This is a genomic window from Streptomyces sp. NPDC029526, from assembly GCF_040637405.1.
In the GTDB taxonomy this organism is placed as follows: Bacteria; Actinomycetota; Actinomycetes; order Streptomycetales; family Streptomycetaceae; genus Streptomyces.
In genome coordinates, this window is the sequence record NZ_JBEZWE010000002.1 from 693,563 (window position 1) to 706,609 (window position 13,047).

General features: G+C 75.2%; 12 protein-coding genes and 1 pseudogene. 11 read left to right on the plus strand and 2 right to left on the minus strand.

Features of this window, described 5'->3' with window-relative positions:
• The first annotated feature begins 71 nt into the window (after positions 1–71).
• From AB0F01_RS08595 to AB0F01_RS08640, 10 genes and pseudogenes are all read left to right on the plus strand, one after another.
• Entirely contained in the window at positions 72–1,523 is a 1,452-nt protein-coding gene (locus tag AB0F01_RS08595) for an amidase (RefSeq protein WP_362091317.1), read from the plus strand.
• Between the two features lie 403 nt (positions 1,524–1,926).
• The gene (locus AB0F01_RS08600) at positions 1,927–2,886 is read left to right on the plus strand and encodes a helix-turn-helix domain-containing protein (RefSeq protein WP_362091320.1); all 960 of its coding nucleotides are present in this window, start codon (positions 1,927–1,929) and stop codon (positions 2,884–2,886) included.
• A 101-nt stretch (positions 2,887–2,987) separates the two neighbouring features.
• A complete protein-coding gene (locus AB0F01_RS08605) occupies positions 2,988–3,335 on the plus strand; it encodes a metalloregulator ArsR/SmtB family transcription factor (protein WP_362091323.1) in 348 nt (115 codons plus the stop codon).
• 4 nt (positions 3,336–3,339) lie between these two features.
• Positions 3,340–3,780 (plus strand): SRPBCC family protein, encoded by a 441-nt coding sequence (locus AB0F01_RS08610; RefSeq protein WP_362091326.1) that lies wholly within the window; start codon positions 3,340–3,342, stop codon positions 3,778–3,780.
• A 193-nt stretch (positions 3,781–3,973) separates the two neighbouring features.
• Positions 3,974–4,108, plus strand: coding sequence for a hypothetical protein (locus AB0F01_RS08615; protein WP_362091329.1), 135 nt, complete (start codon positions 3,974–3,976; stop codon positions 4,106–4,108).
• 109 nt (positions 4,109–4,217) lie between these two features.
• Complete coding sequence (mshB, locus tag AB0F01_RS08620) at positions 4,218–5,123, plus strand: N-acetyl-1-D-myo-inositol-2-amino-2-deoxy-alpha-D-glucopyranoside deacetylase (RefSeq protein WP_362091332.1); 906 nt, start codon at positions 4,218–4,220, stop codon at positions 5,121–5,123.
• Positions 5,120–5,533 (plus strand): DUF6113 family protein, encoded by a 414-nt coding sequence (locus AB0F01_RS08625; protein ID WP_362091335.1) that lies wholly within the window; start codon positions 5,120–5,122, stop codon positions 5,531–5,533. The genes mshB and AB0F01_RS08625 overlap by 4 nt, the downstream gene beginning before the upstream one ends.
• Positions 5,534–5,725: 192 nt before the next feature.
• Positions 5,726–7,927, plus strand: coding sequence for a hypothetical protein (locus AB0F01_RS08630; protein WP_362091338.1), 2,202 nt, complete (start codon positions 5,726–5,728; stop codon positions 7,925–7,927).
• 247 nt (positions 7,928–8,174) lie between these two features.
• A pseudogene (locus tag AB0F01_RS08635) lies at positions 8,175–9,395 on the plus strand (sensor histidine kinase); the annotation flags it as partial.
• 278 nt (positions 9,396–9,673) lie between these two features.
• A complete protein-coding gene (locus AB0F01_RS08640; RefSeq protein WP_362091340.1) occupies positions 9,674–10,288 on the plus strand; it encodes a response regulator transcription factor in 615 nt (204 codons plus the stop codon).
• A 98-nt stretch (positions 10,289–10,386) separates the two neighbouring features.
• Here the strand turns inward: AB0F01_RS08640 and AB0F01_RS08645 are convergent, their stop codons facing one another.
• Positions 10,387–11,250, minus strand: a complete 864-nt coding sequence (locus AB0F01_RS08645) for a transglutaminase-like domain-containing protein (RefSeq protein ID WP_362091342.1) — start codon at positions 11,248–11,250, stop codon at positions 10,387–10,389.
• 17 nt (positions 11,251–11,267) lie between these two features.
• On the minus strand, positions 11,268–12,350 hold the full coding sequence (locus AB0F01_RS08650) for a GNAT family N-acetyltransferase (protein WP_362092535.1): 1,083 nt from the start codon (positions 12,348–12,350) through the stop codon (positions 11,268–11,270).
• A gap of 140 nt (positions 12,351–12,490) precedes the next feature.
• Between AB0F01_RS08650 and fdxA the strand changes: the two genes are divergently transcribed.
• Positions 12,491–12,808, plus strand: a complete 318-nt coding sequence (fdxA, locus tag AB0F01_RS08655) for a ferredoxin (RefSeq protein ID WP_103541839.1) — start codon at positions 12,491–12,493, stop codon at positions 12,806–12,808.
• The last annotated feature ends 239 nt before the right edge of the window (positions 12,809–13,047 follow it).

The following is a 13,047-nucleotide window of genomic DNA, read 5'->3' on the forward strand; positions in this document are numbered from 1 at the left end:
CCCTCGCGTGTTACCCGCCGGTAAGCAATGATGGCGGGACCATCATCCACGCGCGCAGGGCGGAGCCGACGGTGACGACTTCCGAGGACCGGAGCGAGGCACGGCACGAGGGACCGGACGGGACGCGCACCGGCGTGCACGTCTTCCGGGACGACGCGCTCGGCGACCACGACGCGGTCTCCCTCGCCGAGGCGATCCGCCGGGGCGAGGTGAGCGCGGCGGAGGCCGCCCGCGACGCCGCGGCCCGGGTCCGGGACGTCGACGCCCGCCTCCACGCCGTCGAGACGCACCTCGACCTCCCGGCCCGGGGCGCGGAGGCAGGCGGCGCCCTCGCCGGGGTGCCGACCTTCGTCAAGGACAACACCGACTACCAGGGTCTGCCCTCCGGGCACGGCAGCCTCGCCTTCCGGCCCCGGACGGCCGGGCGGCACGCCCCGTTCACCCGGCAGTTCCTGAGCACCGGCCTCACCGTGCTCGGCAAGACCCGGCTGCCCGAGTTCGGCTTCAACGCCAGCACCGAGTACGAAGAGGGCGAGCCCGTCCGCAACCCGTGGCACACCGGCCACTCGGCGGGCGGCTCCTCCGGTGGCAGCGCCGCCCTGGTCGCGGCCGGCGCCGTGCCAATCGCCCACGCCAACGACGGCGGCGGCTCCATCCGCATCCCCGCCGCCTGCTGCGGACTCGTCGGCCTCAAGCCCACCCGCGGCCGGATGGTGGCGAACGCACAGGGCCGCCAACTGCCCATCGACCTCGTCACCGACGGCGTGGTCAGCCGCTCGGTGCGCGACAGCGCCGCCTTCCTCGCGGCGGCCGAACAGCACTGGCGCAACCCCAAGCTGCCGCCCGTCGGCCTCGTCGAGGGCCCCTCCGACCGCCGCCTGCGCGTCGGCCTCCTGGTGGACTCCCCGAACGGCGTCCGCTCCGACGACGACACCAGGACGGCCGTGACGGAGACGGCACAGCGCCTGGAACGCCTCGGCCACACCGTCGAGCCGGTGGAACTGGCCATCGAGCCCACTTTCACCGAGGACTTCCTGACCTACTGGGGCATGCTGTCGTTCCTGATCGGCGTCACCGGCCGACGGATGGGCGACGGCTTCGACCGCCACCGCATGGACGGCCTCAGCCGGGGCCTGCGGGAGATGTACGTCGGCAGGTGGCGCACCACGCCCGGCGTGCTGCGCCGGCTCAAGCGCACCCGCCTCGCCTACGCGGCGGCGTTCCGCGGCCTCGACGTGATCCTCTCCCCGGTCCTCGCCCACACCACCCCGCGGCTCGGCCACCTCAGCCCGGCCGTTCCGTACGACACCCTGATCCAACGGCTCGTCGACTACGTGGCGTTCACCCCGGTCAACAACGTCGTCGGCACCCCGTCGATCTCCGTACCCGCCGACCACGCGACCCCGGACGGCCTCCCCATCGGCGTCATGTTCTCCGGCCGCCCCGGCGCGGAACGCCTGCTGCTGGAGCTGGCGTTCGAGCTGGAGGCCGACCGGCCCTTCCGGGGGATCCGGGACGTGTGAGAGCCCCGGGCGGCGGGCCGTCGCCTCCTGCGTCGGCCGCAGTGCCGGGCAGGGGGCGCGGGATCAGCCCTCGACCGCGAGGGGCGGTTCCCGCGCAAGGTCGTCCGGGCGGAGACCGACCTCGCGCCGCCGGAACCCGACCCCTCGCGTTCCGGTGCCGTCGGCGGCTGAAAGACAAAGAAACGAGAGGGAAAGAACTCCCACCGAGCCCCACCCCGCCCGTCCGTGGCCGCGATCACTCGGGCGGGTGAACATCTCCGCTTCGGCTGGATTTCGTGGCCCCCGAGGCCCGACGCTCAGCACGACGAACACAGCGTCTCCACCACAGACATGAGACGGCCCCCGCCGGGACGGACAATCCCACTGCGAGGGCCTGACCACCGAGGAAGAGGACACCTTCCCGATGGGTAACCAGAACCCTAGCGCGCCCCCGCGCGCCCAGGCCCGCGTTGCGGGCAGTAACCAGCAGAACCGAGTCCACCGCACCACCCGTGGGCTCCAGCACGACAACACCCGCCACACCAGCCGCTTCACGGTGATCGGCAACCATCTCGCCCAGCACCGCCAACTCTCCCTGCTGGCCATCGGGCTCGGTACGCACCTCCAGTCGCTGCCCCAGGGCGCCCCGGCCGACATCAAGACGCTCACCGCCCGCTTCCCCGAGGGGGCCGCACGGATCGCCGCCGCGCTGCGCGAGTTGGAGTGCCACGGCTACCTGCGTCGTGAACGCGTCCGAACTCCCTCCGGTCGCATCGTCAGCCGCACGGTCTCCTGCAATCAGCCCGCGGCGGCCCGGAGCCACCCGGGGCCCTCTCCCCGCACCGCCGACCTGCCGGAGCCGTCGGCAGCCCCGGCGCCGGAAGCGGACGCGTCTCCGCAGCCGCGCCCGCAGCAGCCCTGCGAGGAGCGCGAGTCCCGGACCGCCCGTGAGCCGCGAGCGTCCCGCAGGCCGCTCCCCGCGGTGCCCCGCCCGGAGTGCCACGTGCCCGGCCTGTTCCGGGCGGCGGCCGGCGTCCTCGCGGACCTGCGGCGTCACGACGCGCAGTTGCTCCTCTCCGAGTCCGACACGGCCCACCTGACCCCCGGCGTCGCCGCCTGGCTGGAGCGGGACGTCACCCCCGCCGCCGTACGCCGTGCCCTGACCGCTGACCTGCCGCCCGAGGGCCTGCGGCGGCCCGCCGCCTTCCTGGCGCACCGCCTCGCCGCCCAGCTCCCGCCCCCGGCCCCGTACCGCGAGCGGGCCGCCGCTCCACCGCCCGCGCGGCCGCGGTCGCGCATGCAGAACTGCGACGGCTGCGACCGCGGCTTCCGTGCGGCCGAGCCCGGTCTCTGCCGGGAGTGCCGGGGAGGGCGTACGACGTGATCAGGCGCTCCGGCGCTGACTGGACCCGGTGCCCGCGCCCGGGTCGGCGCCCCCCTGTGAATGCCGTTGCCGTTATATAACCGGAGGCGTATGTTGGAGGTGTGTCCCTGCCCTTCGACGTACTGGCCGACCCCACGCGACGGCGGGTGCTCGGGTTGCTGCTCGGGCGGCCCCGACACGTCGGGGAGATCGCCCACACCCTCGACATGAGCCAGCCGCGCGTGTCCAAGCACCTGCGGGTGCTGCGGGACGCCGGGCTCGTCACCGTACGGGCGGAAGCGCAGCGCCGCTGGTACGAGCTGCGCCCGGAACCGTTGGCGGAACTCGACGCCTGGCTGGAGCCGTATCGCCGACTGTGGACGGAACGCCTGGACGCCCTGGAGCGGCACCTGGACACGATGCCCGATGTTCCCGAGCAACAGCCGCGTCAGGCAACCGAGGAGCAATGACACGATGAGCGCGAGCGGCACCATCACCATCGACGGCCGGCCTGCCCTGCGGTTCGAACGTCACCTGCACCACAGCCGGGAGAAGGTGTGGCGGGCCGTCACCGATCCCGGGCAGCTCAGCCAGTGGTACCCGCTGCGGGTCACGGAGCTGGAGCCGAGGGTCGGGGGCCGGATCGCCTTCGACGACGGCGAGGGCACCGTCTACCCGGCCACCGTCACCCACTTCGACCCGCCGCGGGAGTTCGGCTTCGACGAGCACGACCCGGACGGCAAGGAGCGGGAGTTCGACGACCACGTCAGGATCGAGCTGCGCGAGGAGGGGACCGGGTGCCTCCTCGTGTTCACGCACATCCTGGCCGACCCCTCGATCGCCGACGGCGCCTCCGGAGGCTGGCAGGCGTGCCTGGACGAACTCGCGGCCCGGCTCGACACGGCCTCCGCCTGAGGCGAGCGGCGCCGCCGGGGCGGCCGTGCGCGGTGGCTCGACCTGCCGCCACTGCCGTCACTGCCGCCTCTGCCGCCACTGCCGCCGCTGCCGCCGCTGCCGTCCGGGCGGGCCGAGGTGGCCGAGGTGGTCCGCGTCCGCGCCGGTGCGCGCCGCATTGGCTGCCGGGCACGGTCCGGACAGACTGCCCGCCATGGAGTTGCTGGGGCGGGGCCGGGACGCGGCCGGGGCCAAGCTGTCGGCCGACCCGTACCTGACGCCCGCGGAGACGGTGCGACTGCGGCGTCGCGCCGTCGACCGGTCGGGGGCGTCCGGCCACGGCCACTGACGGCCGGTCCTGCCCGGGTCCGGCCCGTCCTGCCCGGGGCCGGTCGGCGCTGCCCGGTCCTGCCCGGGTCCCGGGCGGCGCACCCGGCCGCTCCTCATAGGGTGGACCCATGACCGCATCGCCCTCTCCCAGCCCCGGGCCGGGGGAACCCCCGGCCGGCTCCGCCCGGCGTCTGCTGCTGGTGCACGCGCACCCGGACGACGAGTCGATCACCAACGGGGCCACCATGGCCCGGTACGCCGCCGAGGGCGCCCACGTCACGCTGGTGACCTGCACGCTCGGGGAGCGGGGCGAGGTCATCCCCGCCGAGCTGGCCCACCTGAGCGGCGCCGCCCTCGGGCAGCACCGGATGGGTGAGCTGCGCGAGGCGACGCGGGCGTTGGGCGTGACGGACGTGCGGCTGCTGGGCGGGGCCGGGCGCTTCAGCGACTCCGGGATGATGGGGCTGCCGGACAACGACGACCCCGGCTGCTTCTGGCAGGCGGACGTCGACCGGGCCGCCGAACTGCTCGCCGAGGTGATCCGCGAGGTGCGCCCCCAGGTCCTGGTCACCTACGACGACAACGGCGGCTACGGGCACCCCGACCACATCCAGGCCCACCGCGTCGCCATGCGGGCCGTGGAGCTCGCGGCGGGGGACGGCGGCTGGACGGTGTCCAAGGTGTACTGGACCCGCACCCCCCGTTCCGTGGCCGAGGAGGCGTTCGCGCGCCTCGCCGACGACCTCCCGGACCTGCCCTTCGACCGGGCGGCCTCCGTGGACGACGTGCCCGGTGTCGTCGACGACGCCCGCGTGACGACCGTGATCGACGGCACCGCCCACGCCGCCGCCAAGGCCGCCGCGATGCGCGCCCACGCCACCCAGATCACCGTCGCCGAACCGTACTTCGTGCTCTCCAACGAACTGGCCCAGCCGCTGTTCACCACCGAGTACTTCGAGTTGGTGCGCGGCGAACGCCCCGGTGCGCCGGAGACCGACCTGTTTGCCGGAATCGGAGCCGGGGAGACCTCATGAGTGACCGCACCACCTCCCTGCTCACCCAGCCGCCGCGCCTCCCGTCCGGCCGTCGGATCGCCGCCCATGTGGGCCTGTTCGTGCTCGGTGCCGTGGTCGCGCTGGCCGGGGCGCTGGTGCAGGCGGGCTGGTTCCCGGCGGGGCTGCTGCTGGCCCTCGCGGGCGAGGCCGGGCTGTGCCTGGGAGCCTCCCGGGCCGTGCGCTCCCGGAGCGGGGGCGTGGTCGCCGCCGCGGGCTGGACGCTCGCCGTCGTCCTGCTCACCACCAGCCGCCCGGAGGGCGACTTCCTGTTCGCCGCGGGAAGCGGGTCCTACCTCTTCCTGCTCGGGGGCATCGCCGTTGCTGTGATCTGCGCCACCCTGGGGCCCGGACGGCAACCGGACGGCGGCCCCGGCCGACTTGCCACATGACGTACTCCTTCGCCGTTTCACGGGCGTGCGGGTCCGGTGCGGGTTTCCCCAGGAGTCGTGGGAAAGCGGCCGGATGCGGCCAGTATGGTGGTGCGCGCCGCCGAGCCTCCCCCGAACTCGGCCTCGCCCGAGCCGGGGGGATCTCCGTCGTGAGGTCGAGACGGGCGGCGGAGCCAACCGGGAGAACCTGCCTTGAGTCGTGAAACTGACACCCCGTCCACCGGGCCCGAAGGGCGCGGAGGAGCCGCCTACCCGTCGGGCACCCCGCCCTACGGGATCCCGGCGATTCCGGACGAGGGCACGGACGCGGGCCGTCCGGCCGCGCGGCCGGAGGAACGCAAGACCGAGACCACGCTGACGACCCGGATCCGGATCAACATCCCCGGATCCCGGCCCATTCCGCCGGTCGTCGTGCGTCAGCCCGTCAAGGACAAGGACACGGACGCCAGGGACACCGAGAACACCGGCGACACGGCGAACGGGTCCGGCGCGGACGGCGGGACGCCGGCCCCGGGACCCGGTGCCTCGGCCGGACCGGCCGAGGGCACCGCCGCACCCGGCGCGCCCGCCCCGCTGCCGACCCGCCCCACGGGCGGCGGCCGGCCGAGCACCCCCAAGACCGAGGACAAGCCCACCAGCGACTGGTTCGCGCCACGCAAGTCCCCGGCCGCGAAGGGCGGTACGGGTTCCGGTCCCGCCAACGGGTCGGCCCCGGCGGGCGGTTCCGGCACGGGCGGCGGCACCCCGAACGGCGTCCCGGGTCCCGGTGCCCGCGCGGGCACCGGACGCCCCGGTGGTGTCGGCGGCGGCACAGTCCCGGGCGGCGCCCCCCGGCCGCAGGGCACGAACGGTTCCGCACCCGGCACCGGCTCCACCAACGGTGCCGGACTCCCCGGCGCGACCGGCGGCCCGGTGGCTCCCGGGCACGGCGGCGGCACCGGCTCCTTCGACGTGACCGAGGCGCTGGCCGGCGGGACGCGTCCGGGTCAGGGCGGCTCCGGCGAACCCGGCCGCGACGACCTGCCGTACTTCCCCGAGGGCGGCCCCTCCGGGCCCACGACCGGACCCGTCACCGGGGTCGGCGGTCCGCTGGGCGGGCCGGGCGGAGCGGACGTCCCCGGGCGGCCCGGAGGCGGCGCGGCCGGACCGGGCGGAGCGGGCGCGCAGGGTCGCGGACCGGGCGCGCAGGGGCAGGGCGGCGTGCCCGGCGGCGGGCTCAGCGACGACACCGCGATCCTCACCCCGCAGATCCAGGCCCCCGAGCCTGGCCCCGGCTACGGCGCCCGCCACGACAACGTCTCCGGGAACACCGTCACCAGCGGCATCCCCGTCGTCCCGGCGAGCGCCGCCTTCGACGCGGACACCCCGGCCGGCGGCCCGCGGACCCACACGCCCCCCAAGCTGCCCGAGCCGGGCCCCGCGCCCGCCGCGAGTTCCGCGAAGCCGGCGAAGAAGAAGGGGCGCAGCAAGCTGGTGCTGCTCGCCGGCGGCCTGGTCTTCCTCGGCGGCGTCGCCTACGGCGCCGGCCTGCTGATGAACCACTCCGACGTGCCCAAGGGCACCACCGTGCTCGGGGTCGACATCGGCGGCGGCACCCGTGACGACGCCGTGCAGAAGCTGGACGCGGCACTCGGCGACCGGCTGAACGAGCCGCTGAAGCTGACCGTCGGCGGCAAGACCGTCGAGCTGGAACCGGACAACGCCGGCCTGCAGTTCGACGCCGACGCCACCGTCGCGGACGCCGCCCGGAGCGACTACAACCCGGTCTCCGTGATCGGCTCCCTGTTCGGCAACCAGCGGACCGTGGACCCCGTCATGCCGGTCGACGAGGAGAAGCTGCACGCCGCCCTGAACGACGTCGGGGGCACGGCCTCGAACACCGACGGCACGATCAAGTTCGTGTCCGGCAAGGCCGTCCCCGTGTACGGCAAGCCCGGCGAGGGCATCGACGTCGACAAGTCGACCGAGGTGGTCTCGGCGGCCTACCGCACCCAGGTGGAGACGGGCGCCTCGTCCCCGGTCACCGTGCCGACGACGACCCGGCAACCCACGGTCAGCAAGGCCGAGGTCGACCGGATGATGAAGGAGTTCGCCGAACCGGCCATGTCGGCCAACGTCACCGTGCAGACTGACGCGGCCCACTCCATCCCGATGAGCCCCGAGAACTCGCTGTGGAAGTTCCTCCGGGTGGAGGCCGTCAACGGCAAGCTGGTCGACAAGCCCGACCTGGGCGCCCTGAAGAAGCTGTACGGCCAGACCTTCGACGGCGTGCTGATCACCCGGGGCAACGGCGAGAAGACGCCCGTCACCCCGCAGGACGTGTACGGGGCGCTGCGCGAGGCGCTGATGAGCAAGACGGACCGCACCGCGGTGATCGAGACCGACCCCAGCTGACGCCTCCCGGCCGGCACCCGACGCCCGACACCCGGCACCTGACACCTGTCAGCCGCCGCCCGCCCTCCGGCGGCCGGCGGCTGACGGCCGTCTCGGGCACCCCCGCCCCCGCCACCCCCCGTCCTGCCGTCCTGCCGTCGTGCCGTCCTGCCGTCGTGTCGTCCGCGGCACGGTATGACATCCGTCATCCGCCGTCCGGGACCCGGGACACTGCCCCTGGGGCGTCCGGCCGGGCCACGATGGTCGTATGAGGACAGCGACAAGAGCCACCGGCAGCTCCCACGGCGGGCCGGGCGCCGGAGCCATGGGCGAGCGCCCGGAGAACCGCAGACAGTGGCTGGTGAAGGCGCTGTGGTCGGGCATCTGGCTGGCCTTTCTCAGCGCACCCGTGATCGACCTCCTGGACGGCGGCCACGGCCCGGCCGCCCAGGTCCTCGGCTGGAGCGGGCTCGTCGTCTTCGTCACCGGCTACCTCACCCTGGTCTTCCGCACCGGCCGCACCGAGCGCAACGGCCCCGTCCTGCTGGTGCTCGCCCTCCTCTGCGCGGAATCCGGTGCCCTGGTCCTGTTCCTGGGCCGGGAGTGGCTGGTGCTGTTCGTCTACGTGGCCATCGCCTCCGGCGCGGCCCTGCCGCTGCGGCTGGCCTGCTGGACCATCCCGGGCGCGTCGGCCCTGATGGCGGGAGCCGCACTCGTCGTCCCGGAGGGCACGGTGTTCCTCCCCGGGCTCCTCGTGCCCGCGCTGCTCGGCGGCTTCGCCATGACTGGCGTGCGCGAACTCGTCCGGACCACGATCGCGCTGCGGGAGGCCCGCGCCACCGTCGCCCAGCTCGCCGCCAACGAGGAGCGCCTGCGGCTCGCCCGTGACCTGCACGACCTGCTCGGCCACTCGCTCTCGCTGATCACGCTCAAGAGCGAACTGGCCGGCCGGATGCTCCCCGGGCAGCCGGAGCTCGCGGCCCGGCAGATCGCCGACATCGAGCAGGTCAGCCGCCAGGCGATGACCGACGTGCGGGAGGCCGTCAGCGGCTACCGGCGGCCCCGGCTGGGCAGCGAGATCGCCGGTGCGCGGATGGCGCTGGCGGCCGCCGGGGTCCACGCCGACCTGCCCGCCGAACCCGGCCTCGCGGACGTCCCCCCGGAGAGCGAGTTCGCCCTGGCCTGGGCGCTGCGGGAGGCCGTCACCAACGTCGTCCGGCACAGCGGGGCCGGCCGCTGCACGGTCGAACTGCTGCGCCGCCGCACGGTGGACGGCCGGCCGGTGCTGGAACTGTCCGTCGAGGACGACGGCACCGGCGGACCGGCCCCGCACGGCGACAGCCGGCACCGCAGTGGCCCCCAGGGCGGCAGCCCGTACGGCAACGGCCTGACCGGCCTCGCCGAGCGGCTGCGCGCCGTCGGGGGCACCCTGGAGGCCGGTCCCGGCGGGCAGGGCTTCCGGCTGGTCGCGCGGGCCCCGCTGGCGGCAGCGGAGCCGGGCGCGGCGGACACGGCGACGGACCGGGGCGTGGGGCCCGGCGCGGAACCGGGCGCGGAGCCAGGCCCGGAGTCCGGCGCGGAGTCCGGCCCGGAGTCCGGTGCGGACCTCGGGGCGGAGTCCGGCGAGGACCCCGCAGGGGAAGGCCCGGGCTCGGGACCGGGACCGGGAGCGGGACCGGGGTCGGGGGAGGGCCCGGGAGCGGGCTCGGGAGCCCGGCCGGAACAGGGCACGGGGGCGGGCTCGGGCGCGGACGTAGGATCCCGCGCATGAGCCGCACGATCAAGGTCCTGCTCGCGGAGGACCAGTCCATGGTCCGCGAGGCCCTGGCCGCCCTGCTGGGCCTGGAGGACGACATCGAGGTCGTCGCGCAGGTCGCCCGCGGCGACGAGGTGCTGGCCGCGGCCCGCGAGCACGCCGTGGACGTCGCCCTGCTGGACATCGAGATGCCCGGCGCGAACGGCATCGAGGCCGCCGCTCTGCTGCACCGCGAACTGCCGGACGTGAAACTGGTCGTCCTCACCACCTTCGGCCGGCCCGGATACCTGCGCGGCGCCATGGAGGCCGGTGCCGACGCCTTCCTGGTCAAGGACGCCCCGGCCGCCCAACTCGCCGCCGCCCTGCGCACCGTGCTGGCCGGGGAACGGGTGATCGACCCGACGCTCGCCGCGGCGGCCCTGGCGGACGGCGCCAACCCCCTCACCGAGCGGGAGCGCGAGGTCCTGCGCGCCGCCGCCGACGGCTCCACCAACGCCGAACTCGCCGGTGCCCTGCACCTGTCCCAGGGCACCGTCCGCAACTACCTCTCCACCGCCATCCAGAAGCTGGCCGTCCGCAACCGCACCGAAGCGGTCCGGGTGGCCCGGGAGAAGGGCTGGCTGTAGCGCGCGCGGGCCGCAGGCAGCGGCGGCCGTGGTGCCGCGGTAGGCGACGGCTGCCCGTCAAGGGGCGTCGTGACGGGCGAACGCTGCCTGCCGGAGCATCAGTTGAGCAGCGCGCGGGCGGCGCGGGCCTGGCCGCGGATACGGTCCGCGGCCGGTTCGTCCACCGCGGCGACCACCTCCGCATACGCCTCCAGCTCCGCCGCGCCGTCCACGAAGGAGCCGCGCTGCACCAGCAGCTGGGCCCGCTCGTAGCGCAGCCGCGCCGGGTGCGAGGGGAGCAGCAGGGACAGGTCGAGGGCCCACAGCGCCACGGCGGACTGCTCGGGCCGGGCCGCCGCCCACGCGCGGATGTTGTTCAGCACGCGCAGCACGACGTCCAGCGGATCGGCCGGGGTCAGCATCGACGGGTCCAGCGAGCCGCCGGTGGTGCCGGCGACCACCAGGTCCGCGTCCGCGCCGGTCATCAGCCGGCCGCCGTCGAACGGGTCGGCGAGCACCGGCGGCCCGTCGTGCCCGAAGCCGACGACGAAGTGACCCGGCAGCGCCACCCCGTACACCGGGGCCCCGGCACGCCGCGCCACCTCCATCCACACCACCGACAGCAGGATCGGCAGCCCGCGCCGCCGCCGCAGGACCTCGTGCAGCAGCGACGACTCCAGGCGGCGGTAGTCGGCCGGGGTGCCGTGGAACCCGCACCGTTCGCCCAGCAGGTCGCGCAGCGCGACCGCCCACGCGCGCGGGCCGCCCGGCCGGTGGGGGAGCAGCCCGGCCAGCCGGTCCAGTTCGATCTGCGCGGCGTCCAGGCCCGGCTCGTCCAGCGCGCCGTCCGCCTCCGCGGCCAGCAGCAGGCAGAGCGTGGCCAGGTCGGGCCGCTCGGACCTGGCCTCCTCGGCGAACCGCCGCCGCACGTCGGCGGAGCGCCCGGGGGAGGGCGGCTGAGGGGACGGGGACGGGGACGGCATGACGGGTTCCTGCCCTCTCACGGAGTTCCGTCACCGGCCGCGGCCGGTGAGTGCGGTGCCGGTTCCGGCGCCCGGTGGTGGTGGTACGCGTGGTGCACGGTGAAGCCGAGCCCGGCGTACAGCTGCCGGGCGGCCGTGTTGTCCTCCTCGACCTGGAGCCAGGCCGCCGACGCCCCCTCGTCGAGGGCCCGCCGGGCCAGCGCGGTCATCACCGCCGTCGCCAGGCCCTGCCTCCGCCGTGCCGGGTCGACCTCCACCGCGGCGAACCCGGCCCACCGGCCGTCCACCACACAGCGCCCGATGGCGGCGGGCGCGTCCGGCCCGTCCCCGGCCGGGGAGGGGGCACCGGGGACGGTGGCGAACCACACCGACGGTCCGCCGCCCAGCACCCTCAGGGCCACCTCGTCGACGCCCTTCCGCCCGTACCGGGCGAGCCACCGGCGGTCCACCGTGCGGGACAGCTCCACGCCGGCCGGGTCCACGGGCAGGTCGGCCAGCGGGGCGAGCGCGCCCACCCACACCTCGGCGGTCACCTCACGGACCCAGCCCCGTCGTTCCAGCTCCGCCGCCAGCAGCTCCTGCGTGCCCTGCGCACCGGTCGCGGTCTGGACGTACGCGGGCAGCCCGCGCCGCGCGTACCAGCGCCGTACGGCGTCCAGGGCCTCGTCCAGCGGCACGCCCGGGTCGCCGAGCGGCAGCACCGAGTTGGCGCGCCGGGTGAAGCCCGCCCGGCGTCCACCGTCCCCGCCCGCCGCGGCCCGCAGTTCCCAGTCACCCAGCCGTTCGCTCTCGACCGGCGGCCACGCCCGCGAGGAGGCCCGCGCCAGTTCCGCGTAGGTGGCGGCCGGCCCCCGACGGCGCGCCGGGGCGGACGGCACCGTCTTGCCGGCGACCAGCACGGATTCCGGGATCCGGACGTTCTCGCCGCCCCTCCGTGTGATCCCCAGCACACCGTCGTCCCATGATGTGAGAACACCTACCGTGTCGGTGAACCTCTCACCCGAGGGACCATGTTCGATCAAGCTCCGTACGGAGACCCGTTTCCCCACGTCAGCGGCGGTGATGCGGACCTCCGGACGGCCGGCCGCGAAGAATTCCACAGGTCGGTCCACCCCTCCTGTTCGGATCATGCCCAGGAACGGAGATACTAGGGGCGGGCATCGACGACGCCGCGCTCCCGCGCGCCAGGCGGCGGAGCCTGAGGAGGCCCGCCAGCGCCCTATCGAGGAGGAACGACAGCGTGACCTACGTCATCGCGCAGCCTTGTGTCGACGTGAAGGACAAGGCGTGCATCGAGGAGTGCCCGGTCGACTGCATCTACGAGGGCCAGCGGTCCTTGTACATCCACCCGGACGAATGCGTCGACTGCGGCGCCTGTGAACCGGTCTGCCCGGTCGAGGCCATCTTCTACGAGGACGACACTCCCGAGGAGTGGAAGGACTACTACAAGGCGAACGTCGAGTTCTTCGACGAGCTCGGATCGCCCGGCGGCGCCAGCAAGCTGGGGCTGATCGAGCGGGACCACCCGGTCATCGCCGCGCTGCCGCCGCAGGCGTAACCCGCCACCTGAGCGGCCCGCACCGACGCGCCGCCTCGGTCCCGTACGGTCCGGCCGCTCCGGCCGCCCGCACGGGACCGAGGCGTCTGCCGGGGCGTCTGCGAGGGCGTTTGCGACGGCGTCTGCAGGGTCGGGGCGCCCGCAGGGCCGAAGCGTCCGCAGGACCGGACCGGAGCAGAGCCGGGCCGCGACCGGCCCCGGAACCTGAGCAGAGCCGGGCCGCGACCGGCCCCTGCACC

Excerpts from the sequence above, each read along its gene's own strand:
- AB0F01_RS08600 (WP_362091320.1), top strand. The coding sequence starts at position 1,927 with ATGGGTAACCAGAACCCTAGCGCGCCCCCGCGCGCCCAGGCCCGCGTT.
- AB0F01_RS08610 (WP_362091326.1), top strand. The coding sequence starts at position 3,340 with ATGAGCGCGAGCGGCACCATCACCATCGACGGCCGGCCTGCCCTGCGG.
- AB0F01_RS08615 (WP_362091329.1), top strand. The coding sequence starts at position 3,974 with ATGGAGTTGCTGGGGCGGGGCCGGGACGCGGCCGGGGCCAAGCTGTCG.
- mshB (WP_362091332.1), top strand. The coding sequence starts at position 4,218 with ATGACCGCATCGCCCTCTCCCAGCCCCGGGCCGGGGGAACCCCCGGCC.
- AB0F01_RS08625 (WP_362091335.1), top strand. The coding sequence starts at position 5,120 with ATGAGTGACCGCACCACCTCCCTGCTCACCCAGCCGCCGCGCCTCCCG.
- AB0F01_RS08640 (WP_362091340.1), top strand. The coding sequence starts at position 9,674 with ATGAGCCGCACGATCAAGGTCCTGCTCGCGGAGGACCAGTCCATGGTC.
- AB0F01_RS08645 (WP_362091342.1), bottom strand. The coding sequence starts at position 11,250 with ATGCCGTCCCCGTCCCCGTCCCCTCAGCCGCCCTCCCCCGGGCGCTCC.